Source organism: Candidatus Phytoplasma fraxini (assembly GCF_038024965.1).
Taxonomy (GTDB): Bacteria; Bacillota_I; Bacilli_A; order Acholeplasmatales; family Acholeplasmataceae; genus Phytoplasma; species Phytoplasma fraxini.
The window spans coordinates 189790-215989 of the sequence record NZ_CP146843.1; the positions used below are offsets into that span (position 1 = coordinate 189790).

23 protein-coding genes and 8 pseudogenes are annotated in these 26200 nt (G+C 25.6%); 24 read left to right on the forward strand and 7 right to left on the reverse strand.

The genetic code is table 11. The features are described 5' to 3' along the window. Positions 1–168 precede the first annotated feature (168 nt). The 3 genes and pseudogenes from AADV48_RS01115 (at position 169) to AADV48_RS01125 (ending at position 1391) form a co-directional block, all read left to right on the forward strand. Positions 169–696 (forward strand): annotated as a pseudogene (locus AADV48_RS01115) (DUF2963 domain-containing protein). 163 nt (positions 697–859) lie between these two features. After that, a pseudogene (locus tag AADV48_RS01120) lies at positions 860–1069 on the forward strand (HU family DNA-binding protein); the annotation flags it as partial. Between the two features lie 55 nt (positions 1070–1124). Then, the gene (locus AADV48_RS01125) at positions 1125–1391 is read left to right on the forward strand and encodes a hypothetical protein (protein ID WP_341266762.1); all 267 of its coding nucleotides are present in this window, start codon (positions 1125–1127) and stop codon (positions 1389–1391) included. Here the strand turns inward: AADV48_RS01125 and AADV48_RS01130 are convergent. Continuing rightward, entirely contained in the window at positions 1351–1884 is a 534-nt protein-coding gene (locus AADV48_RS01130; RefSeq protein WP_341266763.1) for a hypothetical protein, read from the reverse strand. The genes AADV48_RS01125 and AADV48_RS01130 overlap by 41 nt on opposite strands. Positions 1885–2064: 180 nt before the next feature. Here AADV48_RS01130 and AADV48_RS01135 point away from each other — a divergent pair. The 19 genes and pseudogenes from AADV48_RS01135 to AADV48_RS01235 all read left to right on the forward strand — a co-directional run bounded on the left by AADV48_RS01135 (position 2065) and on the right by AADV48_RS01235 (position 17917). Beyond that, a pseudogene (locus AADV48_RS01135) lies at positions 2065–3249 on the forward strand (AAA family ATPase). Positions 3250–3251: 2 nt separating this feature from the next. Further along, a pseudogene (locus tag AADV48_RS02950) lies at positions 3252–4893 on the forward strand (DNA double-strand break repair protein Rad50). A gap of 105 nt (positions 4894–4998) precedes the next feature. Then, the gene (locus tag AADV48_RS01155) at positions 4999–5568 is read left to right on the forward strand and encodes a hypothetical protein (RefSeq protein ID WP_341266767.1); all 570 of its coding nucleotides are present in this window, start codon (positions 4999–5001) and stop codon (positions 5566–5568) included. A 23-nt stretch (positions 5569–5591) separates the two neighbouring features. Next, positions 5592–5996, forward strand: a complete 405-nt coding sequence (locus AADV48_RS01160) for an SVM family protein (RefSeq protein ID WP_341266768.1) — start codon at positions 5592–5594, stop codon at positions 5994–5996. Between the two features lie 40 nt (positions 5997–6036). After that, positions 6037–6411, forward strand: a complete 375-nt coding sequence (locus tag AADV48_RS01165; RefSeq protein WP_341266769.1) for an SVM family protein — start codon at positions 6037–6039, stop codon at positions 6409–6411. 86 nt (positions 6412–6497) lie between these two features. After that, on the forward strand, positions 6498–6854 hold the full coding sequence (locus AADV48_RS01170; protein WP_341266770.1) for an SVM family protein: 357 nt from the start codon (positions 6498–6500) through the stop codon (positions 6852–6854). Between the two features lie 281 nt (positions 6855–7135). Next, positions 7136–8296, forward strand: a complete 1161-nt coding sequence (locus AADV48_RS01175) for a hypothetical protein (protein ID WP_341266771.1) — start codon at positions 7136–7138, stop codon at positions 8294–8296. A gap of 123 nt (positions 8297–8419) precedes the next feature. Continuing rightward, complete coding sequence (locus tag AADV48_RS01180; protein ID WP_341266772.1) at positions 8420–8626, forward strand: hypothetical protein; 207 nt, start codon at positions 8420–8422, stop codon at positions 8624–8626. A 237-nt stretch (positions 8627–8863) separates the two neighbouring features. After that, positions 8864–9492: pseudogene (locus AADV48_RS01185) on the forward strand (YqaJ viral recombinase family protein). Between the two features lie 146 nt (positions 9493–9638). Continuing rightward, positions 9639–10181, forward strand: a pseudogene (locus tag AADV48_RS01190) (dTMP kinase); the annotation flags it as partial. 173 nt (positions 10182–10354) lie between these two features. Next, positions 10355–10978, forward strand: coding sequence for a hypothetical protein (locus AADV48_RS01195; protein WP_423064665.1), 624 nt, complete (start codon positions 10355–10357; stop codon positions 10976–10978). A gap of 20 nt (positions 10979–10998) precedes the next feature. After that, a pseudogene (locus tag AADV48_RS01200) lies at positions 10999–12495 on the forward strand (replicative DNA helicase). Positions 12496–12519: 24 nt separating this feature from the next. Continuing rightward, entirely contained in the window at positions 12520–13845 is a 1326-nt protein-coding gene (locus AADV48_RS01205; RefSeq protein ID WP_341266668.1) for a toprim domain-containing protein, read from the forward strand. 168 nt (positions 13846–14013) lie between these two features. Continuing rightward, positions 14014–14634, forward strand: a complete 621-nt coding sequence (locus AADV48_RS01210) for a phase variable surface lipoprotein (RefSeq protein ID WP_341266667.1) — start codon at positions 14014–14016, stop codon at positions 14632–14634. A 426-nt stretch (positions 14635–15060) separates the two neighbouring features. Further along, a pseudogene (locus AADV48_RS01215) lies at positions 15061–15889 on the forward strand (transposase). 346 nt (positions 15890–16235) lie between these two features. Next, positions 16236–16406, forward strand: a complete 171-nt coding sequence (locus AADV48_RS01220) for a hypothetical protein (protein ID WP_341266773.1) — start codon at positions 16236–16238, stop codon at positions 16404–16406. Positions 16407–16992: 586 nt separating this feature from the next. After that, the gene (locus tag AADV48_RS01225) at positions 16993–17193 is read left to right on the forward strand and encodes a hypothetical protein (RefSeq protein WP_341266774.1); all 201 of its coding nucleotides are present in this window, start codon (positions 16993–16995) and stop codon (positions 17191–17193) included. 8 nt (positions 17194–17201) lie between these two features. Continuing rightward, the gene (locus AADV48_RS01230) at positions 17202–17372 is read left to right on the forward strand and encodes a hypothetical protein (RefSeq protein ID WP_341266775.1); all 171 of its coding nucleotides are present in this window, start codon (positions 17202–17204) and stop codon (positions 17370–17372) included. A gap of 98 nt (positions 17373–17470) precedes the next feature. Continuing rightward, positions 17471–17917, forward strand: a complete 447-nt coding sequence (locus AADV48_RS01235; RefSeq protein ID WP_341266776.1) for a hypothetical protein — start codon at positions 17471–17473, stop codon at positions 17915–17917. A 672-nt stretch (positions 17918–18589) separates the two neighbouring features. Here the strand turns inward: AADV48_RS01235 and AADV48_RS01240 are convergent. Further along, entirely contained in the window at positions 18590–18991 is a 402-nt protein-coding gene (locus AADV48_RS01240) for a Panacea domain-containing protein (protein ID WP_341266777.1), read from the reverse strand. A 21-nt stretch (positions 18992–19012) separates the two neighbouring features. Continuing rightward, entirely contained in the window at positions 19013–19150 is a 138-nt protein-coding gene (locus AADV48_RS01245; protein ID WP_341266778.1) for a hypothetical protein, read from the reverse strand. A gap of 231 nt (positions 19151–19381) precedes the next feature. Here AADV48_RS01245 and AADV48_RS01250 point away from each other — a divergent pair, with 231 nt between their 5' ends. Together AADV48_RS01250 and AADV48_RS01255 are read left to right on the forward strand one after the other, a co-directional pair. Next, a complete protein-coding gene (locus AADV48_RS01250; RefSeq protein ID WP_341266779.1) occupies positions 19382–20524 on the forward strand; it encodes a hypothetical protein in 1143 nt (380 codons plus the stop codon). Positions 20525–20526: 2 nt separating this feature from the next. Then, positions 20527–20850: a hypothetical protein gene (locus tag AADV48_RS01255; protein WP_341266780.1), complete on the forward strand. Its 324-nt coding sequence runs from the start codon at positions 20527–20529 to the stop codon at positions 20848–20850. Positions 20851–21379: 529 nt separating this feature from the next. Here AADV48_RS01255 and AADV48_RS01260 read toward each other — a convergent pair. The 4 genes from AADV48_RS01260 to AADV48_RS01275 form a co-directional block, all read right to left on the reverse strand. Further along, entirely contained in the window at positions 21380–22369 is a 990-nt protein-coding gene (locus AADV48_RS01260) for a lipoate--protein ligase (protein ID WP_341266781.1), read from the reverse strand. Between the two features lie 67 nt (positions 22370–22436). Beyond that, on the reverse strand, positions 22437–23498 hold the full coding sequence (gene dnaJ / locus AADV48_RS01265) for a molecular chaperone DnaJ (protein ID WP_341266782.1): 1062 nt from the start codon (positions 23496–23498) through the stop codon (positions 22437–22439). Positions 23499–23600: 102 nt separating this feature from the next. Then, a complete protein-coding gene (dnaK, locus tag AADV48_RS01270; RefSeq protein ID WP_341266783.1) occupies positions 23601–25460 on the reverse strand; it encodes a molecular chaperone DnaK in 1860 nt (619 codons plus the stop codon). Next, on the reverse strand, positions 25447–26181 hold the full coding sequence (locus AADV48_RS01275; RefSeq protein WP_341266784.1) for a nucleotide exchange factor GrpE: 735 nt from the start codon (positions 26179–26181) through the stop codon (positions 25447–25449). The genes dnaK and AADV48_RS01275 overlap by 14 nt, the downstream gene beginning before the upstream one ends. Positions 26182–26200 lie beyond the last annotated feature (19 nt).

Here is a 26200-nt window from a genome sequence, read left to right on the forward strand (position 1 = left end):
CATTGATATTAAACATCTTAACTTTTTAAAAGAAAACCAGAAAGGAGAATAAAAAATCATATGAGCGACGCTATTACTGAAATCGCCCGCGGTACTTACTTCAAAAACCGCAGCAAATTAAAAACCAAAACTAAAAAAAATAAACTCAAAATAAAAAGGAGCCTAATTATGACAAACAAACAAGAAATTGAATTTTATGAAGATGATGATAACAGAATAGATTATGAACTTGAATTGATTAAAGATAATGGATTCTTAATCCAAGAAACTCATTATGAAGATGAATGTATTAATACAACTTGTCCATTTGAATATGATAAAAATACAACTAAATTAATGAAAAAAACACAATATAATTTAGATAGTCAAAACATTGAATATATTCATGAATATGATGCAAATGAACATCTAATAAAAGAAACATATTATAAAGATGATGGAAAATCCATTACATCCATTGTCATTAATGAATATCAAAAAGATGGAACTATTGAATTAATTTATAAATATAATGCAAATAAAAAATTAGTAAAAGAAATCCGTTATCAAATTGATGGAAAAATAATTGATAGAATTCATGAATATGATGCAGACGAAAAACTAATTAAAGTAATTGAATAATAAGATGATGATAAAACTATCGATTTCATATATGAATATGATTTAAATAAAAAAAATACTACTACAACTATGTAACAATTTGAAAAAAATATCAATATTATACTTTTAATTACCAATTTTCACCAGGATTAAAAGCATTATATAGTTATTAATAATAAAAAAAGGAGCGAAAAAAGATGTTTTCACAGTCAATGCTGTTACATTATCCAAAAGATAAAGGGTGCTCTGTTTTTAGCTTTTCGAACGTACCCTAATAGAATCCATTACTTCTAACAAAGAAGTAATTTTATCTTCTAAAATAGGTAAATTCATTTTAAAAACCCGTAAAGCCTACACTGGTAGAAACCCCCAAACAGGCAAAAAACTCAAAATCCCTTCAAAAACTGTTGTCTCTTTCAAACTTTCTCAAACCATTAAAGATAAAGTAAAAGATTTAACATTAGAATAAAAAAATATCAACCCACTCGTCTTTTAGCAGTGATTTTATTAAAGGAGAAAAAAATATGAATAAAATCATTAAGACAAAAACAAAACCCAATACACACGAAACAAACCAAAACCAAGAAATAAAAACAATGACTAACCCCAAACAAGAAAATATAACTATTATCCCAATAAAAAAACGCAATTTATTAAAAAAAATAGCTTACATAACGATCATTTTACATTTTATTTTACAAGTCATTATTATTTACTATGGTAATAAAATTCCTTGGTTAACAACAGGAATTAATAATTGTCTTGAATTAATTCTAATTGAGGGTTATTAGTGTTAATGATTTCTTTTTGTTCCACATTGATGCGAACTTGAAGCACTCCTTTGTCGTCTTTTAATATCATTTGTGGGCGTTTAGTGTCATCGTAATCCTTGTTATCCACTTTTAAACCAACATTTAAATATTTTTCAGGATTAGAAAAAGTTTGAAGTGTGTCATATTTAGTGGATATTTTCAAATATAAAGAAACATTAATATCCATTCCGTTGGAGTTTAGTGTCGCTTTGTGTTCGATCGTAATTAAGTGATTATATTTTTGTTCGTTTAAGTTTGGGATAGGAATTGGTAAAAGGGTTTTATCTTCATTATTGCCACCTGTTCGTTCTACTGTGAAAAAAAGAACATCATTCAATAGTTGAATTTTTTCTTTTCTTTGTTTAGAAAAGTGATTAGTGATAGCGTAAATAGATGCAGCTACGAAAAAGAGTGCGATAATAGTTGTAATTATCGTTAAAATTTTGTTTTGGATTTTTGTGTTTTTATTCATTATTTTATTCCTCCTGGAATGATAGATTTGATTAATTTGTGATTACGAATTAGTTGATTCCCAAGGAAAAGCCTTCGGTGGCGGCAGTCAAACAATCGAAAACAAAATTACTAATTGAGCATAAATAAAAATTAAAAGACCAATTGATGATTGGTCTTTTTTTGTTAGAAAGGAACTAATATGACTATCAAAAACAAATTAAATAAAAATTTAATAATAATCATAATAATATCTATGATCTTATTTTTAGGGACTTTTGTTTGGCTTCACCATCAAACTTTAACAGAAACTGAAAAAAATCTTATAACCCAACAAAAAAAATTAGAAAATCAAAATAAAAATCTCCAAGAAATAAAAGACAAACTCCAACAAAACAAAGATATAATCCAAAACCAAATTACCAATACAAATAAAGAAACACAAGAAAAAACAAACACTAATTTACAACAATTAAATAATCAAGAAGAATCAAACTTTCATCCTTCTAACAACCAAAAATTTCCCTCTTTTAACCAATTAATCGGTTTCAAAGAAGAAAAACAAGCCGTAGAAGGTTTTATTGATTACCTTAATAACCAAGAAAACTACAACAATATTGGCGAGGTAGATTCACCGCTAGGCATCTTAATGTATGGTATCCCTGGAACTAGGAAAACAATCTTAGCCAGAGCTTTAGCTAAAGAAACTAATTTACCTTTCTTCGAAGCAAGTAGTTCTGTCTTTTCTCAAAAATTCACAGGAGCCGCACCATAACTAGTAAAAGATTTATTTATGACAGCTCGTGAAGAAGCTCAAAAAGGAAAAGGAGCCATCATTTTCTTAGATGAATGTGAAACCATCTTTACTGATTTAAGCGTTTTAGAAGCTGGTTCAGAAATCGCTAATGTGGTAAACCAATTCAAAACCGAAATGACATCATTTGAAAATGACCCTGAACATCCTATCTTTATTATTGGCGCTACAAACCGCATCGACCAAATTGATGAAGCCATCAAATCAAGATTCACTTACAATATCGAAGTCAAACCAGGCAATAAAGAAGAAAGAAAAGTCTTTTTAGAATTATTAATCAACAAACGTAAAAATCCTTACAGTGAAGAAGTTAAACAATACTTATACGAAGTTATCAATGAATCTTTAGAAAGATTACCAGTGAACCAAGAATTCAAAAAAGCCAATCATACTCTAGAAAACCTGTCAAAAACAACTGTCACCATCTTCGCTAAAAACCGTGGACAAGGCGAAACACGAAGAAATGAAATCAATCAAGAAGACTTAAAACAAGCTTACAAAATGATAATCTCACAAGATGACACCATTTTAAACGCTATCGAACAAGAAATTAAAGATAAAGGAGGTGAATAATTATGTTATCACCATTAGACTTAATTAAAGGCTGTTTTTCTTTTAAATCTTATTTCACTTGGTTTTTAATGGCTTCCGCCATCTTTGGCATTTTCCTTTTCTTTAAAAGAAAACTTTCCGCTAATCAAACAAACAACACAACAACTTGGAAAGGTTATTTAACTTATTTTTTAATTATTATTGGTGTTTTAAGTTTTATTTACTTATGTTTTTTTCATAAACCAAAAGAACCATCAAGTAAATACGCAGGCCAATTAGTCCAAGAAATTGATAAAGCTATCGACAAATACGATGAAGTAATTAACAATTATCAAGGATTAAAAGATAATTGGGAACAAGAATTAAGCAAAGTAGAGGCTGAATTAAAAGAACTTTATGAAACCCAAGAACTAACCCAAGAACAAAAAGCTAAAATCCAAGAAGTTCTAGATAAAAACGAAGACAAAATCAAAGATTAACGAAATCAAAACTAAAAAACAAGAAAACGAAAAGAATATTAATGTCTTAAAAGAATAACTTTAACAAAAAGAAGAAACATTAGCAAACAAAGAAAAAGAGATAAAATTAACAGAAAAACAAATCGCGAAAACCACTGATTTAACTGAAAAAGAAAAATTACGTGCCAAATTAGATATTCACTATGTCGAAAAAATTAAATTAGTGAATCAAATCACGGAAATAAAAACACAAATAGGAACATTAGAAATAAAACAAAAATCCTTCACCGAATAACTTCAACATGCTGAAAGATTTAAAAAAGAATTAATGGAGTCTCGTGATGAATTAACAGTGGAATTACAATAATTATCAACTATTATAACTACTTACGATAAAAGAAAATCCGAAATCCAAAACAACATCAACCAAGTCAATGAAAAACTCGAAAAAATCGAAGCAGAACAAGACTTATACAAAACATTAAAAGAAAAATACCAAGCAATGCATATTCGAATGCAAACACATGAAAAAGAAAACGAAGCATCGGCTGGTAATATCGTCAAATGGGGATTCAAAGCCTTCGACAAAGTAACTGACTTAATCCCAGCCAAATATGGCATGAAAATCATAGGTAAATCAATGACTTTTACACGTAAATTTTCTCAAGGGATGACGAAAGCCACTTTAATTTGTCACGAAGGACACCGTTTATGACATATGTACAACGAAGTAGCGAATGAAAACACAGAATCACTCCCAATGATTACCAAAGAAGCCTTAGAAATGTATACCAAAGACATTGACCGCGACCTAGCCAAACTCGACGCCGACCAAAAAGACTACCAAAAGAAACTAGAAGAATATAATAATCGAATGAAACAAGAAAATATACAACAAGAATTAAACAAAAACGAAGAATTAAATAAAAATATTAAAAACGAATTTCAATCTTGGATCAATGAATACATTAAAATCACCGAAGAATTAGAACTCAAAAGAGGACAAATAACCGACGAAATCAAAAATGAACAACCAAAAATAATACAGCAAGAACAACTAGAAATAAAATTAGAACCTATCGACGAAGAAATCAAAACAATCAAAGAAGAACTAAAACTTCAAAACCCTAATTATAATAGAGCCCAAAAAAGAATTGAACAAACTAATCAGAACAAAATCCCAGAATTAATATCTATCCCAGCATAAAAAAACTTTTTTTAAAATTAACAAAATAAAAATGTATAATAGTAGTAATTAATTATTTTCAAAGATAATACCAATTACCACTATTATCGGAAAGGCTATGAAATAATGAACTTTTTTAAAAAATATTGGATCGTTATTTTAATTATTACTCTTTTATGTATTTCTGCTATTATAGGAATTTTTGAAGGCATTCAAGAATACAAACAAGAACCAAAAACCTTATCAAATCATCCACCAAGAACCAAACGCGAATTAGAAACATCAAAACCTAAAATTCCAATAACACAAGAAAAATATGATAAAATTAAATCTTACATCTTATCAGAAAATGAAAACGAAGTTTTAACAATAAATGATCTTCCTAAACAAGAATTAACCGAAATCAATAAAATTAAAAACAGTTGGACAAAGTGTTTAAATGATTTAAATGAACATCAAAAATGGATAAACGAATACCAAAAAGAATGCGATGATTATAATAAAAAAATAAGCCAACTTAACCCCCAAGATGGATTTGATAAAATAAAAATAAAATCTTTAACCGAACAACTCGAAGGTGCTGAAGGCTTGAAAAATGATTCTATTAAATCTTTCGATAGAAGGTTAAAAGAATACAAACAATCCATCTTATCCTCTCTCAATTCCCTCTACGAAATCACCCTAAATGAGGGATAAAAAAATAAAGGAGATTTTAATTAATGTTTAAAATCAAAAATAATTTATTATTATTAAATATATTTGTATTTATTTTATTAGGATTTTTAATTATTAATAATACTCAAATAATGGCCGCTCCTAATGAAGAGTTTATTGGCAATATGAGAATCGTTAATACACGTTTTTCAGATATTAATCGTATTAAAGATTTTCAACCATTTTCACAATATTTTGATTTTACACTAACTGGCCCGCGTTATAACGGAAACATAGCAGAATTTGCAATGATTTGGAAAATTAAGAATCCGCCTCGCAATTTATTAGGTGTTTTTTTTGATAATGGTACCAGAGATGATGAAGATGATAAATATACTTTAGAAGAATTAAAACAAATGGGTAATGGAGCCGAAAATATGTATATTTTTTGGCAATATGAACAAAAATAATTTTTTCTTAATTTTAATTAAAAAGGAGTTTTAATAAATAATGTTTAAATTAAAAAACCAATTTAAAATAATTTATCTTTGTTTAATAATTTTTGTAGGATTATTATTTATAATAAATAATCCATTAATGGCGATGAATAATGGCAATGCGACATCAAATAACGGCCATCATAACACTAATTTTGAAATTCAAGCGCGCATTTTACAAGAAATGAATCGCGAACAAGCTGTAATAGTCCAACAAATTTTTCATGCTAGAAATAATAATGCTTCCGAAGAAATTATTAATAATCTTGTAAGACAAAATATACAATTAAGTCAACGTATTTCAACTCAACAGATTATTTTACATAATGCTATACCTCACGAAAACAATCGCAATCAATTAAATAACTCTAATAACAGAAGACGTTAAATAATCAACATCAATTATTCAAATCCCTCAACTCCCTCTACGAAATCACCTCGGCCGAGGTATAAAAATAAAAGGAGATTTAATTAATGTTAAAACTAAAAAATCAATTTAAAATAATTAGTATTTATTTATTTGTTTTTATAGGTTTATTATTTATTAACATGAATCAAGTAATGGCGATGCAAAATAATAAAAATAAACAAACCTCAGAAAAAGAACCCACCAATGAAGAAGTTGATTGTTTTTTTAATTTATTAAAAAAACAAAAAGAAATAATTCAAACAATCAAATTAAAACATCCACATTTAAAAGACGCTTCTTTTAAAGAAATAGAAGAATGGATTTGTTTAGATATTAATCCAAAAAATAAATTGAAATCTAGTGATAAAAAAAGAAAAGCAATAGATTTAAATACTATCCCAAACGAAAAAGACACAAATTAATAATTCTTTTTATACCAAAAGACCCTACCCAGGGTCTTTTTCTTTTACCCAATCACAACAACAACTGGCAAGGCCATTAAACCAAAACCCCCAGGAGGCAAACAAATCATGATTAAAATCAAATCCTTAAAAAAGTTTTATTAACCATTTCTTTATTAATCACTATTTTATTCCATCACCCTATCTACGCCCATAACTATTTCCACGAACAAACAAAATCTAAAATAAAACTCGCTGACTACCAAACTTTTCAAAAAGAATGGTTAAACACCCAACCAAAAATGAAAAGATACGACATCAACATTCTAGAACTTGAAGATATCCCTAATATCTTAAAATATTACGATATTTCAACAGCCGTTGGTAAAAATATGCCACCTTCATATAATTCGTATAAGACCCCACAAATATTAAATTGGTACCTAAAAAATCTATCAAAAGACCTTTTAGGAATTTATTTTAAGCCACGTACGAACCCTTTTAAAATAGAATATCCTTATGGTGATTATAATTACACCTTAGAAGATCTCCTAAAATACGAAATCGCCATCGAAGAAGCCTTTGTCTTCTGGGATGCCAAACAAAAACCTCAAGAAATTCAACCTCAAATACATTTAGTAGATGACAGCATCACCACTGATCAAAACAAAGAAGAAGTAATCAATCATTATTTAATGGAAAATAACATCATCGAAAAACCAAAATTGATTAAATTAGGTTGTTATAACGCCACACCTAATACTGGTTTAGTCGTTCCCTTACCCCACGACACTCTAAAAAACCACCAAACTGACGCTATTTATTTTGATGATGGAATTCGAATTTTGTATGAAAACCGACCTTACCATCTCGAAGATTTACTCGAAGTATCCAACGGCGCTAAAAATATTTATGTATTTCAATTTAACGTCCAAAAAAGGAAAAAGATTATCGAATTATCTGATTCTTTAGAACCTTATCAAGCTATTCGTGATTGGAAACGTGAAAATAATTTATATACTTTTCCACCATTAATTAAAGAAGGTAAATACGATGAAGAAATTGAAGAATTATTAATTTCTTTTGAAATTACTTCTTCTTCATATAAAAAAATTAATATTCCTTTTAAAGTTAAAATCATTTCCCATCTTTTCGAAACTGATAATACAATTTATTTAATTCTTTGTAATGATAGTGATTTCAAAATTAAATTAGCTGAAAAGTATCGAACTGATTATATTGCATGGCTAAAAGATTGTTATATCAAATATGGTTGTACCTATCAAGGAGAAACAATTAGAAACAAATTAGGTCGTTCATCTAAAACACTTTATGATGAAAACGGTAATACACATTATTATAAATATGAAGCAGGTTGGACAAATGATGATTGGTATATCGACGGAAACGATTGTTGTTCTGGTGGTGATCTTGGCAAACAAGAACTTATTTTCAATTTTTAGACACAACCCGACCACCTAAAAAACCAGATATCCTCGATTCTTAATTAAAATATCATCCAAAGACCTTTCACAAGGGTCTTTTTTTATTACCCAATACTTAAAAAAGAAAGGAACATATTAAATATGTTCATTAAAAAAATATCCTCATTTTTAACTACTAATATCATCTTTATTTTATTATTAATACCTTTTTATCTCATCTCTTATTTAATCAAATTCTATCTTTTTACTTATCAATTAAGCATCCAAAGATTAAAGAAAGGTATCGTAGTTAGATTTTATCAATATCTAACTACTAATAAAACTAATAATCATGTGGAACCCAATTAATACTTGGTTAACAAAATTAAATAATTGGTTTGCTGCTATAAGTAATTGTTTTTTTAATAATCAAAACCAATGGCTTAATTTAGCTTTATTAATCATTATCTTATTATTTTTACCTCATCTCTTATGTTTAATTGATTTCATCTTTAAATGTCTTTATCATATAATTAAATTTATTTGTTATTTAGGAAAATATCTTTTTTCATTATTAAAGAAAATTTTTAAGAAAGGTAAATAACCATGCAAATTAAACTATCCCAACTCACCAAAGAATGGTACCAACACCGAAAAAAATACATTAACGCTTCTGAAATCGGCAGTATCACAGGCAACGATAAATTCCGTTTCTTAAATCAACTAGTCCATGGCAAAATCTTTGACACTACTTTTACATCAAACAAATACACCGAACACGGCAATAAAATAGAACCAATCGCTCGTGCTTTCTTTGAAAAAACCACGAAACTCACTTATCCTGATACTATCTTTACAGATGACAAAGAAAAAATGTTTTCCGTTTCCTTAGATGGTTATAACGAAAAAACCAACACTCTCTTAGAAATCAAATGCCCTTATCGTGATGAAAACAACAACATCTCAACATCATGGAATGGCTTTTTATCAAACAAAGAAGTGTCCTTAAATACTGGGCTCAAGTTCAATGTCAACTCTATTGTTCCCAAGCACAATTTGCTTATTTTTTAGTTTATTTTAATGATAATGATTATCATGTAGTTAGAATTTACTTAGATAATAATTTTATTACCAAAATGATTCAAGATAGCAAACGATATTTAAAACTTTTATCAAAAACTAAACAAGAATTATCACAAACAACTTATTTAAAACAATTAAGTAAATTTAAATAATAATTAAAACCCTAAGACCTTCAAATAGAAGGTCTTTTTCTATGAAAAAATTGAGAATAAAAGGAGTATAAAAAATGAAATTAATCGTATTTGAAGGCCTAGATGGTAGCGACAAAACAACTTTAATTTAAAAAGTTAGAAAACAATTAGAAAAACAAGGCCACGAAGTAATTACTCTACAAGGTTTAGGAAGTTCCTCCATCGGCCAACCTCTTCGTGATATCTTTTTAACTAATCCCCAATTAAAACCATTAACTCGCTATTTATTAAGTTTTGCTAACATGTTTCAAATCCAAGAAGAGGAAATAAAACCACATTTAGAAACTAATAAAATCATTTTAATAGATAGATGGTTAGGTTCTAACTTTGCCTATCAAGCTTATCCTTGCAACATTGATAAAAATTATCAGCTTTTTAATTTACTTAATAAACAATTTATTAAACCAGATATGACTGTTTATCTCAAAATCAAACTACAATTAGGTTTAGAACGCAGACAAAACCAAAAAGATCATAAATTAGACGTTATAGAAATTCATCCTTTATCATACTTTCACCAAGTAAGCCAAGGATATGAATTATTCTTGGAAAGAAAAAACCTCGGCCACAAATTAATCTTAAAAGAGATGAATAGCAAAACAACATTAACTAACCAAAAACAAATAATCAAACAAATAGGAGCATTATAAAATGACGATCATAATTAAGAAAAAATGCCAAAACGGCAACACTTACATCTATTTTTCTAATGGAAAAATCAAAACCATTAAAAAAGATGGCACCATCACTTGGAAAACAAAAAGAATTTTTAAAACTAAAAAAATCAACAAAAGACCTTAATTTAAAGGTCTTTTTTTATTTAATGAAAGGAAATCTCAAATGGTTAAATAACCAAGATTTTATGGATATTAATCAATTTAATACTAATATCCAAACTGTGGAAATCTTAAAAGGTTTTTTAAAAAAAACTACCTTTAATCTTTCTGTTGACAAATATATGAAAACCAATTACCAACAATTAAACCATTATTTTAACCAAAAGAACATCAACTCTCAAAGTCAAAAAGTAATCCGTGGTAAAATCAATGAATACCTCATTTTATTATATTTTCAAAACAAAGGCATCACTAATTTATACCCTCAAGTAAATTTATTTTTTACCCCCGATATTAAATTTGATTTAGTTTTATTTACCCAAACTAAAAGAATCATCGCTTTTAATTTCAAAACTTGTCTCCGCGAATGCTATAAACAAACCATGATAGAAGCCCAACAACTCAAAAAATTAGACACCCGTTTTGAGTTTTATTTATTAACTAACAACGAAAAAGAAACTCAAAGATTAAATAATAAAATCAACTCAGGCAAAGTTCAAGGGATTAATCAAGTAATTAACTTATTTTCCAACTCAGCTAACGATTTCTTACAAAACTTAATTACCACTAAATTCATCCCTTTTTCTAACATCAATATCATTAAAAAATAAAAAAAAGGAGTTAATATAAAATGTTAACTAACGAACAAAAAGCGTTAAAACAACTAATAAATTATATCGAACAAGGTCAATGGGAAAAGTTAAACCTTTACTGCCAAATAATTAACCCCAAAAATCTACTTAACCCCAAAAATACAAAAATATTTACAACTTTAAAATATTTATTTTTAGAAAAACAAACAACTCATCCTTGGGATAAAATAAAATCTCAAACCGATATAATCAAAGAGTTATTAACATATTTACAAACTAATTTTCCAAAAGATAACTTTACCAAAGAATCATTATCTTTTTGAAATAATGATTTTAGTAAGGAAAATAACCTTGATTTCTTAGATAACTTAAAACACACCTATACCCAAGAAAAACTGTTTCAACAACTATTAAAAACTATTAGCCCTTCTTTTGAAAATAAGGAACCTTATCATAAACATTTATATTACCAAGAAATCTTTGATAAATTAAGAAAATTTATGGCTTTTATTCCTCACAAATCCGACCAAACCTTATTAACTTTAAATCAAATGTCCTCTTGTCATCCTGAGTTTTTTGCCACCGACAACCAAGCAAAACAAAAAATTCAAGAAGAATATTACCGTTTATCAGAAATTTTCCGTGGATTAAATCAAGCAACTAAAGGATTCAAAAAAAGACAAATCATCACTATTGGTGGCTATACTGGTTTAGGCAAAACCACTTTTGGCTACAACCTTCTTTTAGATATCGCCAAAACTAAATACCAAGAAAGTTCTCATTATCCTCATATTTTAGTATTTTCTTATGAAATGACCTTAGAAGAAAATTTAAATCGTTTATTAGTCCACCAAACTCAAATTCCTCTAGATGTTATTTTAGATAAAAAATTTGAAGATGCCAATATCACACCTCTCAAATGCACGGAAAGGATGAAAATAGCAAAACAATTTTTTACCAACATAAATTTATCATTTAGTTATGATAAAAGCAAAAATATTGATTATGTCATTGATTTAGTTTATCACCTTCATTTAGAAAAACAAGTAGAAATTATCGTCATTGACCACCTTCAAATAACCAAAACCACAAACCACTTAGAAAACGACCGTCTAGCTATTGATGAAATTATGACTAAACTCAAACAATTAGCCATTGAATTAAACATCGTTATTATTATTTTATCTCAATTTTCAAGAGATACATACAGTAATTACCAAGGAAAATCCCCTGAAATAACCGCTTTAAAAGGAAGTGGTGGAATTGAAACCAATTCTGATATCGTCTTAATGATGTCTGAATTTAGACCAAAACTAGCCAAAGACCAAGAAAAACCTTTAAATATTTATAATTCAACCTTAAATCAACTTTATTTAGAATCTGATGACAATGAAAATCAAAAAATAATCGAAGTATGTATCAAAAAAAATAGAAGTGGTACCAAAAAAACCTTAATTTATCACTTTGAAATGAGTACTCAAACTTTCCAAGAAATCGGTTATGTTTTACCTTATCAAATAGAAACTTATTATTAATCAAAAAAATAGGAGTTAAAATAAATGAATCATCAAGACAAAATTAAACGCATTAAAACTAATTTTCCCATGATTGTTTTATTAAAAAAATTAAAAATTTTACCCCCAAACTTCAACACCAAATATCGTTTCCCTTGTCCCATCCATCAAGGAAACAACCCAACTTGTTGCCGTTTAACTTCAGATAATAAAATTCATTGTTGGAAATGTTGTAAAGATTACGATATTATTGATGTTTATATGGAAATAAGAGGAATTAAAACCTTCAATAACGCCCTCGAAAAAATTAATAACTTTATGAAAACTCAAGAATTTAAAAACTTAATCCAACAAAAAACTTCAACCCCTAATATTTCTTACAAACCTTTTAAATATCAATTCCACCCCAATAAAATCAACAACCCAATTGATGAAAAAGAAATTAACACCACAAAAACACAATTATTTAAAGAAATATCACCTTTATTTAACCAAATTAGAGATTATTATCATTATTTATTAACTACTAACCGAAATAACGAATCTCACCTAGGATTAGAATATTTAACTCAAAAAAGAAAATTAACTCTAGAAACCATTAAAGAATTTAAACTAGGTTATGCCCCATTATCTGATAAATCTTTATCTTTTCGTCTAGTAAATTATTGTAAAAAACAAAATATCGATACAACCAAATTAGTTGAATATGGTTTTGTTAAAGAAAAAACCAATCAACAAAATAAAAAATATTATCACGATACTTTCCATGGTTCCATCATTATCCCTATTGAAAATGGATATAATAAAACATTTCATTTTTATCAAAATAACTTTCGCGAAGTTTCTTATTTGCAACCTAAATATAAATCCCTCAATAATTTTAGTCAAACACCTACTTTTCATTTCAGTTATCGTTTTTTCAAAGCTTTACCGTATATAAAAAAAACTAAAACAATCATCATTCATGAAGGTTTTTTTGATGTCATTAGTTGTTGGCAACACGGCATAAAAAATGTCGTGGGTTTAATTTGTGTCGCCCAATTACTTTCCCAAACCCAAATGGATATTCTCAAAAAAGAAAAGATTAAAGTCATTATCGCCCTCGATAATGACGAAACTGGAAGAAAAAGAAACGCAGCCTTAGGAGAACAAATAAAAGAACAACAAATCCCTTATGAAATTAGACGCATTTTGCCCCCTTATGACAAAACTTGTAAAGATGTTGATGATTTATTACGACAATTCGGCCAAGAAGCATATCAAAAATGTTTTTTAGACCCTTATGTTTCCTATGAAGAAGCAGAAAAAAAACAAACAGTCGATTTAGCTATTTATTTTTTTGGAGAAGATAAAGTTGAAGTAATTAAATAATTATTTATTATAAAATACCAATTAAACAACAACAAAAGTATTATTTTGCCCTATATGACCTTTAAAAATAAAATTAATAATATGAATCACGCACATTCAATTATTAGGCCAAAAATGGATAAATATTTTAACAAAATTACAAAAACAAATCCAAAGGAGAAAATAAAAATGAAAAACGACCTTAATCAAGGAATTAAAATCGGCGGATGGAATACCAAAACCACCCCTACTGATTTAGAACAAATTAAACTCTTTTTACAAACTTTAAAACAAGATTTAATCAACCTGACCATTATAACCCATTCTAAAAAGAAAAATACTTATCAAGAAGCCAATTATCGCCCTAAAAACCAAACTCTCTTCGTCGATCCTCAAATCTTGGATGAAATTAAACAAACAAAAATAACCTTAATTAATGATAATTTCTCTTCTAGTAATAGCAAACTATTACTTTCAGATTTAAACCCTCTTAAAAGCCAAAATAACCCCCTTAAAACCTATCATGATATCTTTCAAATCAATTATAAAAATGAATCTAAAAATATCATCAAAGAATTAATTGGCAAAATCAATCTTCATAAACTAGAAAACTTACAATTATACCAACTAGAACCCAATAAACTAGATAAATATAATAATCCTATCAAAATAAACTATAAGAAAGGTTTAAATATCATCTATTATCGTCAAGAAGATTTAAAATATATTCAATTCTTTTTAACTAAAACGAAACAAGGTTATCGGGTGAAAAAGATACACCCTAAATATAAATATATTTCTCAAGACTGACACTTTTATGACATTTCACTGACACTTTTATGACAGTTTGTCTCTTTAAAATCTTATTTAAAAACAAGCACATCGAACCAGTGATATTTTATATTTTATATCGATAATGATAATGATACTCGATATTTGATATTATCGTTGTATCTTTTATCTATCATTATTATTATTCGATATAAAAAAATCTTTTCTTTTTAAATAATTTTATTTTTAAATTTATTTTAATTAAAAATCAATTTTAATTTTTAAATTAACTGCCTTACCAGTTATAGGTGTATGTTTAAATAAAAAATATATAATTCATATATTCGACAAAAACAACATTAATAATTATTAATGTTGTTAGAAAACATTTAAAGAGTTATAATGGTTGATATAATAAAAATGGTTGATATAATAAAAAAAATATTAAGATAAATTGGTGTTAAGATGCAAAAATTAAAACAAAAAATAAACTTATTACAACAAATAATTAAAAAAATAAAAAAGATAGATAAAAAAATTATCTTTAATTTAGTAGAAAAATTTGAAAAAGACTTAAATTTAACCACTATTTTAAAAACTATCCAAATTAAACGAAGTATTTATTATTGGTTAAAAACCAAAGAAAAATTAAAATTAAAACAAGCAAAATATCTTTTACAACAAAAACGTATTAAATCTTTATGTAAAATTAACGAATATTTCTTCGGTCATCGGAAAATTAATGATTTATACCAAAAAGTCTTTAATGAACCCATCACTAAGAAAAAAGTTTATCTCATCATGAAAGAAAAAGGGATTTATTGCCGTTTAAGAAGCAACAAAAATAAATATCATTATCAACAATTAAAATCTCAATTAAACATAGCCCCTAATTTAATAAACCAAGATTTTAAAACAACCCAACCCATGCAAAAACTCTTTACCGACATCACTTATTTTAAAACTCCCCAAGTTTTTTTATATTTTTCTTGTATTATCCAACTCTGACCAAGGTTCAGTTTATCAATCTTTAAAAATCCAACACACCTTAACCAAAAAAGGATTTTCAATTAGTATGTCACGTAAAGCAACACCTAGAGATAACGCGTTCATTGAGAACTTATTCGGCCAAATGAAAAGCATTTTATTTTATCGCGATCCTTTTTTATTCCAAAAATCGTCAGCAAAAATAAAAACCATCATTAACCAATTTCCTGCTTTTTGGAATAAAAAATTGCTTTTGGCTAAATTAAACTATCTTTCGCCTATCCAATATGCACAAAATTTAAGATAAAAGAATTAAAAAAACTTTTAAAAACAGACCTTTTAAAAAGGTATCTTTTTTGCGCCGTTTTTTAATAAAATGTTATTATTAATAATAAAAATTATTTTATTTTCATTTTGTTGACGACTTTTTAACTTTTTTTATCTAACTATATAGTGAAGGGTTAAAATATTAGTATAAATATCTTTTGAAACTAGTAAATTATAAAAAAAACATTAGACACTTTTTCGTCTAATGAAAATACTTTGTTAGTTTGAAAAGATAGGAAATTATCACTTAATTTTTTAGACTTAAAGAACAATTTTAGAGACAAAAGTTGTTTAATAAAACGGAACAGCGCAGTACGTCGCTATCTATGTTTTTATTAGAAGGAATCTTAAAGTCTTTATATCAACGTAAGAAAAATAATTTAATTAAAAAACATTTATTTATTATTGAAATGTATCTTAAAAAAATATCTAAAATAATGGATTTTGATTTTGAAAAAATTTATAAATATATAGAAAAAGAAGAAAAAAATATATAGATAATTTTGGTTTAGAAAAAAATCCATTTAAAATTTTATTAGATAAAAAACATTCAAGGTTTGAAATTTTAAAAAAATATGTTGAAGTTAAAAGAGAATTACAAAGGACAGATACAATAATTTATATATCAGAAAATTTTAGAAGTGATAATAAAGATTGGTTAAAAGTCAATCTTTCAAAATGTATGATGAAATAGTTTATGATATTCATCGTTTTATTCAATAAATATTAAATAAACAAATAATAAAAAGTAAAGAACCAAAAGTAAAGGAATTTATAGAAAAGATAGATTTTTATAATGAGAGATTAAATAGAATTAAAAAAATCCTTTTTATTAATGATAATTATAAATATGAGATTAAAAATATTTTTAAATTAGAGAAACAAAAACAAAATGGTTTTAAAGAAATTGAAAATTTACAAGAAGAAATAAAACAAGAATATGAAGAAGCTAAAATTTATTTTAAAGAACAACAAAAAAATGAACGTGTTAATTTTGTTAGAAATTATTTTGAAAAGGAATTTAAAAAAAGAAAATTAAGTAAAAAACAAAGCCAATTATTAATTTTTAAAATGCTTTTAAAAATGAGAAAAGAAGAAAATTATTTTTTAAAACAATATTTTAGTGTTTGCAATCAATTACAAAAAAATGAATTAGAAGAAAATTTAGAATTATATTATTTAAATAAAGAACATGACATTATAAGAAATTTACAAAATAGTAAAGAAAAAGCTAAACAAAAAGCCATTAAAAATTTTTTTGATGTTCATATATTAGTTTTTTAACTTTAACAATGCCAATTACAAACAAAGACGGTTTATTATCTGAGGACGTTAAAATATTTGGTATTAAAAAACTTAAAAAAATGATTGCAAAATTTTTTATTGAATTAAAAGAACAATATAAATTGATTTTAAAAAAAAATATACAAAAAAACAAATTAAAGAAATTATTAAAACATTAAAATATTTTTATTGTTTACAATTCACACAAAAGAAAACAATACATTTTCATATTTTAATTAATTTAAATTTATTAAAAGTTTTTGGATTTGATAATAAAATGTTATTTAATAAAAAAACTAAATCGATGGAATTTTTTAATATTGATAAGTTAGGTAATGAAAATTATGAAGTTGTTTATATGACAAATGATAAAAAATTTAAAATTCATAGAAAATGTATTGTACCAAATGTTTTTAAAATTTGGAATAATATAGTAGTTGAAAAATTCCCGAATTTAAAATGTTTAAGCCCAAGGGCTCAGGACTTACAAACTTTTAGAAAAATAAAAAACGACCTTACAATTAAACAAGAAATTAATGATGCTCATTTTAATATCAATAAAGATAATTATAAAAATTATGAAATTGTTAAATATGATATGACTAAATTAATAGCTAATTATTTAACAAAATATAATACTGGGTTAAATGTGAAGCAAGTTAAAAAGATGATAAAGGAAGGAGGAGATTTTTTATTAAAAGGAATGAATTTTTTCAATTTTTAAGAAGTTGCGAAAAAATAGAAATTAAAAAGATTATTAAGCAACTTCCTTATGATTTTCATCAAAATGGTTATTTTTTAACAAATTTTACAGTTAAAAATTTTTTAGAGATTGAGAAAGACAAAAAAATCATTATCTTAAATTTTTATTACAAAATGAAAAAGTTCAATATGAAGAAAAGAAAATATATTATTTAAATCTTGTTAAAAATATGAATGTAAAAGATAGGAAAATAGTTTATGAAAATTATTTTTTAAAGCAAAAAAAAAAAAAAAAAAAAAAAAACAAAAAACAGATGAATATTATATGATTTTGTATTATTCAAAAAAATATATCAAAAATTTTTAATGTCAACTAAATATAAAAAAATGATTAAAATATTAAATTATTTTTTCAATTAGATAAAAAACGTGTTAAAAATAAACAACATCAATATTTAAATTTTAAAAATTATGTTGATGAATTACAATATTTAAAAAATAAAGCGTAATTAAAAAAAATAAAATAAATATATGAAGAAAACACCTTTCAAAAAAGAAAGGTTATTTTTGTAGATAAAAAAAATTTTTTGTTAATAAAAACGCGAAATAATATATAAAAAAATAAAACAAAAATAAAAAAAATTATTAAATAATATAAATTAAAAACGAATTTATAATATTTAAATTTTAAATATTAATAAAAACAAGTATTTACATAATAAAATAAACAAAAACCCCCTTGAATAATATTTTCATCATAAACTAAATTATCAATAAATGCATCGTTCGAAGGTGTTTCAAGATGTGTTTTATAACTTAAATCACGCGCATCAACATCTTTATACAAATTTAAAATATAATCAATGGTTTTTTTGTCATTGTTTTTAGATTTGTCTAATTTTGTGGAGTCGGCTTCTTTAATCGTCGTTAATGATTTTGCACCATAATTACGAAATTTAAAATAAAGAGTTGGAAAAACTGGACCATAAGGCCATGCTTCAATCTGAATATTAGGTGTATCTATTAATTTTTTTTCGTTCTTATTTTCAACCAAATAATAAGCATAAGCATAATACACTAGTTTTTGTAATTTCATATTAGTAATATTTGGCACTTGTTAAATAATATAATTAGCAACATCAAAAATAGTAATTTGATTATTATTCGTTGCCATAATTACACTACCTTTCATTTCTATAATTTTATTATAACATAAAGTTGCAATGCTCCTCAAGTTTAGATACTTTTGAAACACTTCATAATTTCGATTTTTTTTTCACACCAAAATATTATTTGCATTTTAAATTTTTATTTTTATAAAATAAAAATGTTATAATACCTTTAAACAAAGTATATTGAATAAAAATCAACTATAATTAACTCATAAATCATCTCTTATAATTTTTTCTCAATATAATGTGTCAATATAATTTTGTTTTAATAAAATTAAAATGCTTTATGTTGAGAAATGAGGTTTCGCTTAGTGATGAAATTGAATTCTAATTTCAAGTTTCCAAAAAATTTTATTCATTTGATTGCTACGTCAATAATTATATTTATTGTATTATTTTCTTATTCTTCAGTTTATGGTGCTATTCAGTGTGATGGTGGCGGATGCGGAAATTATTCTCCAACTTTTAATTCTAATAGTTATGCAAAAGACAACAATAAAAAACATATCTTTTTGACTTGGAAAAGCGAAGATGGTGCTTTTTATGATAACAATGCAAGGCTTTTTTATAAAATAAAAGGAGCTAAAGTATTTCCGTGCCATACTTATCAAGAATGGTTGAATACTAAACAATTAGGAGTAGATAGTTTCACAACAGGCATTTGTTTTATTCCTGGTAGTAGTTTATTTAAAGGCGCTATAAAAACTATTTCTACATTTTCAGATATATCAGGTTTATCTGATAAATTTATTGGTGATACTGAATCTAAAATTTCTATGTTTAATGACGTTGTTAAACATTCATTAGAAATTGATCCCGGCAGAGGTTTTTTCTTTTTTGATGAGAACGAAATTGAGAAAATCAAAGATATTCATATTACTTTTTGTAAATGTGCTAATGAAGTTAGTTTAGTAGGTTGTATTAGCGATCTAATTACACCCGAAAATATTTTTGATGATGATATAGATGATGTAGAAGATTTAGAAAATACCCTATTAAATCAAACAGAAAGTGTAAGTCGAAAAACATTTGATAAAACTTTAGAAAAAGAAATAGTTAAAGATATTAAACAAAAAATCGGTCATACAATAGCACGACAAGCATGGAAAAAAAGTACTAAAACAGGTATTGGGACTTTTTTTGGTAAAATTTTAGTTCCAGGTTTTGATGTTGCTCATGATAAAATAAATAAAAAATTAGATTCAACTAAAAATATTGTTAAAGTAATTAGTTTCGATCCAAAATATATTAATAATGAAAAAATATTAGGTTTTGTTATTAATTTCCCTAATCAAAACAAAGTAGATGTTTTTGGTATAACTCCAAATAAACAAACTATTTTGATTGATTCAACTTCTTTAGATGAAAGTACTCATTTGTTAGTTGATTTAATTGTATCTAAAGATGGTTTAGATCCATCTATAATACCCAATCTTTATGCTGGAAAATTAAATTGATAATGTATCAAATTATAATAATGTATAATTATTGGTATTATCCAGGACTCGGCAAAGATTTGCGTCGCATATTCTTTGTTTATCCCATAAAAGCTTCACAATATTTATACAAAAACGATCCAATCGTACTTGTTTTAATTATATTATTTTTAATTTTTTATTTTATTAGGCGTGAAATGCGTCTTTATAAAAAAGGTTATCAACTAGGTTTTAAAACTAGACAAAATAAAGAAAGTAAAAGAAAAAGAACTTTATTACTTTCTTTGTCTATATCATATATTGTTGGTTATTACAAAGGAAGACACACTGATAAATCACAAGATTGAGTTTTGTCACAAGTTTAGACATTTTGTAACATTAAAATTTAATTTCATTATAATTGTTTTTTTAATCTCAATAAAAAAAAGATCAATTAAATAGTTGTTCTTACATAATTTTTTTATAATTACTTTCAAACTAGAAAGAAGTTGTTTGAATTATTATAGAAATTAAATATTATAAAGTTGTTTTAAAATGTTTAACACTTTAGTTCCACCTTTATCACAAATACTTTCGAATATACATAAATACAATATAAATACATTTTTTTAATTTTCAAAGAATATAAAATAAAAAAGTCAAATTGTTTATTTTTGTTAATAAATAATTTGACTTTTTTAGTTGATTTAATCAATTTTTTAAAAATATTTTTTAATTAAATGTTTAATTTTAAGGACGCTGTAAAGGTTTGATTTCACTTTCGAATGAGATAGTTATCGTATTTTAACAAATTTTTTAAACGATAATTATTGAATTTTATTTCATAAAATCAAAATATAATTGAATATTATAAAATTAACGAAATTCATAGTGATTTTAATAAAGAATGCCTTGTTCTAATAAGGATAAAAAATCTTCATTAGTAGCATTTACGATATAATCTTCAATGTTAACTTTTTTTAAAATATTTTGCAAAGTTTGTTTATTATACAAAACATTAATAAAATTATTTAAAAATTCTGTTAAATTGTCTTCTTTATGAAAAAAATCCCCTTTTAAAAGTATGTTTGTTATTTTCCCTCTATCAAGAGATAATAAAATTTCCAAATTTCCCCACTCAAATTTTTGTTTTAATTTTTTATCATATTGGGGTTGTTCGCCAAAAATCCATTCTTGAGAAGAATATTTTTGTGCTATTTTGTCTATTTGAGTGATTTCTTCCGGAGTTAAAATATATTGTTGATTTGTTAAATAATTATCTAAATAAGTTGTTAATTCTTTTTGACTCATTTCTTGTAGGAATTGTTTTAAATTAGTAACTCTAGAAGAAACACTTTTTATGCCTTTGGAAATTAATTTTTTATTATCAGGTGTAATACATTTCACCATGGTATCGATGTCACAATCATAAAGTAAAGTTCCGTGCATAACCATACCATTTTTATTTTTCATAAAAGCATTGCCTGAAATTTTTTTATCATTAATAAGAATATCGTTTCTTCCGCTTAAATATAAATCAATTCCTAAATTTTTAAAAGCTTCGACAATTTTATTTAAATATTTTTTAAAATTAAAACTTTTATTTTGTTGAGCAGAAATAATACTAAAAAGAGGTGTTTGAGGATCATTATATACACATCCTCCGCCTGTTGCTCTTCTAAAAATTTCAATTTTATTGTCACGTACAAAATCTAAATTTACTTCATTTTCAATAATTTGATTTTTTCCTATAACTATACCTTTAATTTGCCATTGAAAAAAAAAGGTCTCATTTTTTTTTAAAAGATTATTTAAAATATATTCTTCAAGAGCAAAATAAAAATAAGGTTTGAAATTTGTAGATTTATTAAATTTTACTAAAATCATTTTTATTTCCTTTTAAAAAAATCGAAAAAGCAAATATAAAAAATTTTTTTCGATTTTTTTTGATTTTTTAAAATAATATATCTAAATCTTTGATTTGCTTAATAAGTTCTTTTTGTTTATTAGATAATCTAGGGTTTTTTATTTTTACTGTAACATAATGATCGCCTTTGCGATAAGATGAATTTAGATAAGGAATACCCTTGCCTTTTAATTTGAATTTGGTATGTGTTTGTGTTTCTGCTGGTATTTTTAATTCAACTTCTCCATAAATAGTAAGTATGCTTATTGTTTTCCCTAAAATAGCATCATAAAAATTAATATAAACAGTTGATATGATATTTTGTTTGTCTCTTTCAAAAATATTATGTGGTCTAATTTTGATGGTTATATATAAATCACTATTTTCTGAGTTTAAATGTTTTCCATGTCCTTGTTTATCAAGTTTCATTATCATTCCGTCTTCGATTCCGGCAGGAATATCTACTTTGATAGTTTTTATACTAGAAATTCTTTGTAATCCTTTACAAAAAGCACATTTTTTATTAATAGTTTTTCCTTTACCATTGCAATGGTAACATATCGATTGTGTGCCAATATTACCTAAAAAAGTTTTTTGATATTCTGTAATATATCCTGAACCTTCACAATAGTAACATGTTCGAAAATCTTGATTACTGTGTGCTCCTGTTCCGTTACAGTGTTCGCAATCTTTTTCAAATTTAGTTTGGAATTCTATTTTTTTACCTAAACATGCATCTAAAAAATCAATAACATATTCTATTTTTTGATCTTGTACTTTATATTTATTTTTATTTTTTTGACTTTTTTTTTCTCCAAAAAAATTTTCAAAAATATCACCAAAATCAAAACCTTGTTGAAAACCTTGGAAATCATTTCCAAAATCGCTGTTATTATATTCTTGGTGTCCGTAATGATCATAATTGCTTCTTTTTTGAGCATTACTTAAAACTTGATAAGCTTCTTGTACTTCTTTAAATTTTTCACTGGCATTAGGTTCTTTAGATATATCTGGGTGATATTTTTTGACAAGTTTTCTATAAGCTGATTTAATTTCTGATTCGCTAGAATTTTTAGAAACTCCTAAAATATCATAGTAATCCTTTTTCATAATAAAACTCCTCTAGTTTTATAATAGATTTTTATTTCTAACAAAGAAACCAAAAAAAGAAATTAATCTTTTTTTGGTTTCTTATTCTTTTTCTAAATAAAATTATTTTTTCTCTGTAAATTCAGCATCTACTACTTCATCTGGATTAGATTCTTTTTTAGGATCATTATTATTCGTATTTTCTTTTGTTTTTTCTTGAGCTTTTTGATAAGCTTTTATAGCTAATGCTTGAGATTCTTTTTCTAAAATAACTTTTGTTTCTTTAATAAGAACGATATCTTCTTTTTTCACAGCTTCTTCTAAATTTTTTATTTGTTCTTCGATTTTTGCTTTTTCTTCTGGTTTAATTTCATCTTTAAGTGTGTCTAGAGTTTTGTTAGTTTGGAAAATTAAGTTATTAGCTTCATTTACAGTATCAATTTTGTCTCTTTGGATTTTATCGGCTTGTGCATTTTCTTCAGCTTCTTTAATCATTCTTTGTATTTCTGCTTCTGATAATGAACTATTACCTGAAATAGTAATATTTTGTTCTTTGTTAGTACCTAAATCTTTAGCTTTTACCGAAACAATACCGTTTGCATCGATATCAAAAGTTACTTCTATTTGTGGCATTCCTCTTTGTGCAGCTGGAATATCATCTAAACGGAATCGCCCTAAAGTTTTATTTTCACTTGCTAAAGGTCTTTCACCTTGTAAAACATGAATATCAACAGCAGTTTGATTGTCTTCAGCAGTAGAGAACACTTGTTTAGCTGTTTTTGGAATTGTTGTATTTCTTTCGATTAATTTAGTGAAAGCATTTCCTAAAGTTTCAATTCCTAAAGATAGTGGAGTTACATCTAAAAGAAGAATATCTTTAACATCTCCTGATAAAATACCACCTTGAATAGAAGCACCCATAGCAACTACTTCGTCAGGATTAATACTTTTATTTAAAGTATCTTTGTTTAATACTTTTTTTACTAAGTCTTGAACAGCAGGAATTCTAGTGGAACCACCTACTAAAAGCACTTGTTGAATTTGTTCTGGTTTAATATCAGCATCTTTTAAAGCGCGTTTTAATGGGATTAAGCAACGATCTACTAAATCTTGAGTTAATTCGTTAAATTTAGCTCTTGTTAAATTATATTCAAAATGGATAGATTCACCAATAGAGTTTCCTTGATCTTGTTTTTGAATCATTGTTAAAAATGGTAAAGAAATTTGGGCTGACATAGCATTACTTAATTCTTTTTTAGCATTTTCAGCAGCACTTTTTAATCTTTGCATAACAGCTTTATCTTTGCTTAAATCTACTAAATGTTCTTTTTTAATTTCTTTAAGTAAAAAATCAATAATTTTGTTATCAAAATCATCTCCACCTAAGAGATTGTCACCAGCAGTTGACAAAACAGAAAAAGTACCTTCTGCTAAATTTAAAATAGAAACATCAAAAGTACCACCACCTAAGTCAAAAACTAAAATATTTTGTTCTTTATCGCTTTTATCAATTCCATAAGCTAAAGCGGCAGCTGTTGGTTCATTAATGATTCTTTTTACTTCTAAACCAGCAATTTTACCAGCATCTTTAGTAGCTTGTCTTTGAGCATCATTAAAGTAAGCAGGTACAGTAATTATTGCATTTGTCACTTCTGCTCCTAAATAATCTTCAGCTTGTTTTTTTAAATTTCTTAAAATCATTGCACTTATTTCTTGAGGAGTATATTTTTTACCTTTGATATTAACTTTAAAATCCTTTTCTCCCATATGTCTTTTGATAGATAATATAGTATCTGGATTAGTTAACATTTGTCTTTTAGCAACTTCTCCTACTAAAATTTCATCATTTTTAAAAGCAACTATTGAAGGAGTAGTTCTTCCGCCTTCAGAGTTAATGATAACTTTAGCCTCTTTACCTTCCATAACAGAAACACAAGAGTTAGTTGTTCCTAAATCTATTCCAATAATTTTATTTGTTTTCATTTTTTTCTTCTCTCCATTCGTTGATTTTTACCATAACAGGTTTAATAACTAAATCTTTATATAAAAAACCTTTTTGTAAAACAGCTACGTTTATACCGTCAGGTTGTTTTTTATCTGAAATTTTTTCAATTGCATGATGAAATTCAGGATTAAATTTTTCACCTAAAGCTTGAATTTCTTTCACACCTTCTTTTTTCAAAATTTCTTTTATTTGTTGATAGATCATTTTAAAACCTGATAAGAAATTTTTTAATAAAGGTTCTTCGGTAGACATTTCTAAAACTTTTTCTAATTGTTCTAAAGGAACCAAAATTTCAGTAATTAGATTCATAGAAGCATATTTTAAAGAATGCATTTTTTCTTTTTGAATTCTTTTTTGAAAATTATCTAAATCTGCTTGGTATTTTAATTTGTCGTTTTTATACATTTTATTGATTTCAGATAAATTTTCTTTTAGTTGTTTTATTTCTTTTTCTAATTCATTGTTTTTTTTATGACAATTTTGTTCTTCTTCATTCAAATTAGAAGTGTTTTCCTTTGTTTTATCACTTTGTTGCTGATTTATTTTTGTTTCATCTGAAGAACATTCATTATATTGGTTGTCACAAGATTTTTTTTCGTCTTTTTGTGAATTACTATTATCATGTTGTTCTTTTTTTATTTCTTCACAACTACAATTTTTACAATCGTAATTGTCTTTTTGAATTTTTTTATCTTTCATTTTTCTAAAAACAGCTCCT

Bases quoted from the DNA above. Each gene is read 5' to 3' on its own strand.
- AADV48_RS01160 (WP_341266768.1), top strand. From the start codon at position 5,592: ATGTTTAAAATCAAAAATAATTTATTATTATTAAATATATTTGTATTT.
- AADV48_RS01165 (WP_341266769.1), top strand. From the start codon at position 6,037: ATGTTTAAATTAAAAAACCAATTTAAAATAATTTATCTTTGTTTAATA.
- AADV48_RS01175 (WP_341266771.1), top strand. From the start codon at position 7,136: ATGAAAAGATACGACATCAACATTCTAGAACTTGAAGATATCCCTAAT.
- AADV48_RS01230 (WP_341266775.1), top strand. From the start codon at position 17,202: ATGCCAATTACAAACAAAGACGGTTTATTATCTGAGGACGTTAAAATA.
- AADV48_RS01170 (WP_341266770.1), top strand. From the start codon at position 6,498: ATGTTAAAACTAAAAAATCAATTTAAAATAATTAGTATTTATTTATTT.
- AADV48_RS01275 (WP_341266784.1), bottom strand. From the start codon at position 26,181: ATGAAAGATAAAAAAATTCAAAAAGACAATTACGATTGTAAAAATTGT.
- AADV48_RS01205 (WP_341266668.1), top strand. From the start codon at position 12,520: ATGAATCATCAAGACAAAATTAAACGCATTAAAACTAATTTTCCCATG.
- AADV48_RS01125 (WP_341266762.1), top strand. From the start codon at position 1,125: ATGAATAAAATCATTAAGACAAAAACAAAACCCAATACACACGAAACA.
- AADV48_RS01235 (WP_341266776.1), top strand. From the start codon at position 17,471: ATGTTATTTAATAAAAAAACTAAATCGATGGAATTTTTTAATATTGAT.
- AADV48_RS01210 (WP_341266667.1), top strand. From the start codon at position 14,014: ATGAAAAACGACCTTAATCAAGGAATTAAAATCGGCGGATGGAATACC.
- AADV48_RS01220 (WP_341266773.1), top strand. From the start codon at position 16,236: ATGTTTTTATTAGAAGGAATCTTAAAGTCTTTATATCAACGTAAGAAA.
- AADV48_RS01260 (WP_341266781.1), bottom strand. From the start codon at position 22,369: ATGATTTTAGTAAAATTTAATAAATCTACAAATTTCAAACCTTATTTT.
- AADV48_RS01195 (WP_423064665.1), top strand. From the start codon at position 10,355: ATGAAAGGAAATCTCAAATGGTTAAATAACCAAGATTTTATGGATATT.
- AADV48_RS01130 (WP_341266763.1), bottom strand. From the start codon at position 1,884: ATGAATAAAAACACAAAAATCCAAAACAAAATTTTAACGATAATTACA.
- AADV48_RS01255 (WP_341266780.1), top strand. From the start codon at position 20,527: ATGTATCAAATTATAATAATGTATAATTATTGGTATTATCCAGGACTC.
- AADV48_RS01155 (WP_341266767.1), top strand. From the start codon at position 4,999: ATGAACTTTTTTAAAAAATATTGGATCGTTATTTTAATTATTACTCTT.
- dnaK (WP_341266783.1), bottom strand. From the start codon at position 25,460: ATGAAAACAAATAAAATTATTGGAATAGATTTAGGAACAACTAACTCT.
- AADV48_RS01225 (WP_341266774.1), top strand. From the start codon at position 16,993: ATGAGAAAAGAAGAAAATTATTTTTTAAAACAATATTTTAGTGTTTGC.
- AADV48_RS01180 (WP_341266772.1), top strand. From the start codon at position 8,420: ATGTTCATTAAAAAAATATCCTCATTTTTAACTACTAATATCATCTTT.
- AADV48_RS01250 (WP_341266779.1), top strand. From the start codon at position 19,382: ATGAAATTGAATTCTAATTTCAAGTTTCCAAAAAATTTTATTCATTTG.
- AADV48_RS01240 (WP_341266777.1), bottom strand. From the start codon at position 18,991: ATGAAATTACAAAAACTAGTGTATTATGCTTATGCTTATTATTTGGTT.
- dnaJ (WP_341266782.1), bottom strand. From the start codon at position 23,498: ATGAAAAAGGATTACTATGATATTTTAGGAGTTTCTAAAAATTCTAGC.